1 protein-coding gene and 2 pseudogenes are annotated in these 2638 nt (G+C 53.6%); 1 reads left to right on the top strand and 2 read right to left on the bottom strand.

Annotation, left to right across the window (positions count from 1 at the left end; all coding sequences use genetic code 11):
• Window positions 1-12: 12 nt before the first annotated feature.
• On the top strand, window positions 13-912 hold the full coding sequence (yfeX, locus tag EA14781_RS22015) for a porphyrinogen peroxidase (RefSeq protein ID WP_000084594.1): 900 nt from the start codon (window positions 13-15) through the stop codon (window positions 910-912).
• A 208-nt stretch (window positions 913-1120) separates the two neighbouring features.
• Here the strand turns inward: yfeX and EA14781_RS24565 are convergent.
• Together EA14781_RS24565 and murP are read right to left on the bottom strand one after the other, a co-directional pair.
• A pseudogene (locus tag EA14781_RS24565) lies at window positions 1121-1487 on the bottom strand (serine hydrolase); the annotation flags it as partial.
• A gap of 2 nt (window positions 1488-1489) precedes the next feature.
• Window positions 1490-2638: pseudogene (gene murP, locus EA14781_RS22025) on the bottom strand (PTS N-acetylmuramic acid transporter subunit IIBC); the annotation flags it as partial.

A 2638-nucleotide genomic window follows, 5' to 3' on the forward strand; every position in this document is an offset into this window, starting at 1 on the left:
TCAGGAGGAACAATGTCTCAGGTTCAGAGTGGCATTTTGCCAGAACATTGCCGCGCGGCGATTTGGATCGAAGCCAACGTTAAAGGGGAAGTTGATGCCCTGCGTGCGGCCAGTAAAACATTTGCCGAGAAACTGGCAGCCTTTGAAGCAAAATTCCCGGACGCGCATCTCGGCGCGGTGGTTGCCTTTGGCAACAACACCTGGCGCGCTCTGAGCGGCGGTGTAGGTGCTGAAGAGCTGAAAGATTTTCCTGGTTACGGTAAAGGACTTGCGCCGACGACTCAGTTTGATGTGTTAATTCACATTTTGTCTCTGCGCCACGATGTTAACTTTTCCGTGGCTCAGGCGGCGATGGAAGCTTTCGGCGACTGCATTGACGTGAAAGAAGAGATCCACGGTTTCCGTTGGGTGGAAGAGCGCGATCTGAGCGGCTTTGTTGATGGCACGGAAAACCCGGCGGGCGAAGAGACGCGTCGCGAAGTGGCAGTCATCAAAGATGGTGTGGATGCAGGCGGCAGCTATGTGTTTGTGCAGCGTTGGGAGCACAACCTGAAGCAACTCAACCGTATGAGCATTCACGATCAGGAGATGATGATTGGGCGCACGAAAGAAGATAACGAAGAGATTGACGGCGATGAGCGTCCAGAAACCTCTCACCTGACCCGCGTTGATCTGAAAGAAGATGGCAAAGGGCTGAAGATTGTTCGTCAGAGTCTGCCATACGGCACCGCCAGTGGCACGCACGGTCTGTACTTCTGCGCTTACTGCGCACGTCTGCATAACATTGAGCAGCAACTGCTGAGCATGTTTGGCGATACCGATGGTAAGCGTGATGCGATGTTGCGTTTCACCAAACCGGTTACTGGCGGCTATTACTTCGCGCCGTCGCTGGACAAGCTGATGGCGCTGTAATCGTTTCTGATTCGATGATGAAAGGCCAGGCAGTAACATTACTGACTGGCCTCTGATTGTTGACCCGGTGCGCGTTATACACGCCGGATGCGGCGTGAACGCCTTATCCGGCCTACGAAATCGTGCTAATTCAATATAATTGCGGGTTCCACGTAGGCCTGATAAGCGTAGCGCATCAGGCAGTTTTGCGTTTGTCAGTACTCTCAACTTCAACATAGCGGTCAAGCGGCTGGCCAGTAACTGACTCGACGATAAATCCAGGCAGCATATAATCGACATCGCTGTAGATATGTTTGCTACCGGGCTGATATTCCAGCGGCGTACGTTTAATCATCTCCAGCGTCTGGCCTTTATCCTGGGAATATAACGTGCCCGCGATGGCTTTATTCGGGTATTGTGGGTCCGCCGGGATAAACGGCGTCCACTTGCTGGCTAATCCAGCGATCCATCTGGTTTAGCCGTTCGACATTGAACCCTGCTTTCTCTGGTGAACTTTCTGTCAGAACAGGGTATTTTGCGGCGCTGACGCTACAACTGACAGCCAGCAGAGAAAAATAGAGCACTGTCCGTTTCATAATCAGTCCAGACTAACGTTGCGACAGCCAAAGAGCGTGGTGAAAATAAATCCGCAAACCCATGCCACCAGAATTCCGCCAGCATAAACTGCCATTGCCGGAAGGATGCCTTGTGCGGACGTCATCAATGGCAAGGCGACCAGACCAGATGGCCCGAAAGCGCTGTTTAATCCCATTGGCAGGCCCCACCAGGCTATCAGCCCGATAAACAAACCGCCCGCCGCACGCCTAAACAGGCGGTAACAAACGGCTTCATCCGTGGCAAGGTGACGCCGTAAATCAATGGTTCGCCAACGCCCAACAGACCGGGAATAATCGCTCCACGTACCTGACTGCGTAATGCACTATGCGGCTGCGCTCGCCAGTAAAGCGCCAGTGCTGCGCCTACCTGACCTGCGCCAGCCATGGAAAGGATGGGGAACAGGCTGTTGAATCCCTGACTATCCATCAAGGCCAGATAAACGGGAATAAACCCCTGATGCACGCCAAACACTACAGCAATCAGGAACAGCCCGGCTAATACCGCACAACCAAGCGGGTTGCTGTTCAGGTGCATAAATAACCACGACATGCCTTCAAACAGCCAACCCCCCAGCGGCATAATCACCAGATACGCCAGTGTGGCGGTGATTAGCAGGGTGATTAATGAGGTCAGCAGCATGTCGAGATCGTCCGGCATAAAGCGACGCACGATGCCTTCGATGCGGGCACAGGCCCACGCAGCAATCAACACGCCGATAATATTGCCGCGCGGATCGATGGGCAGGCCGAAGAAATCGTGAAAACCAGCGTAGTAACCGGTAGTGGCGGCAGGGTTATAACCGAGCAAAAAGAGCGCGGCGATAATCGCGCCATTGACGCCCGTGCCGCCAAATGCCTGAGCGGCGTTATAACCTACCAGTATCACCAGGAAGGTGAACAAGCCTTTACTGAACACCTTCATAAAGTTCAGGGCGTCGGGCAGCGTTCCCTGAGCATCAGCTGGAACGTGCATCACCGTGGCAATTAACGTCGCTATCCCCAGCAGCAGACCAGCAGCAATAAAACCGGGGATCAGCGGCGTGAAGATGGTGGCAAATTTGGCGAGAAATTGTTGCACGCCGGAAGTTTGTCTGGCTTTTAGCTGGCGTTTGTTCTGAGCGGCGATTTCT

Source organism: Escherichia albertii NBRC 107761 = DSM 17582 (assembly GCF_000759775.1).
Classification (GTDB): domain Bacteria; phylum Pseudomonadota; class Gammaproteobacteria; order Enterobacterales; family Enterobacteriaceae; genus Escherichia; species Escherichia albertii.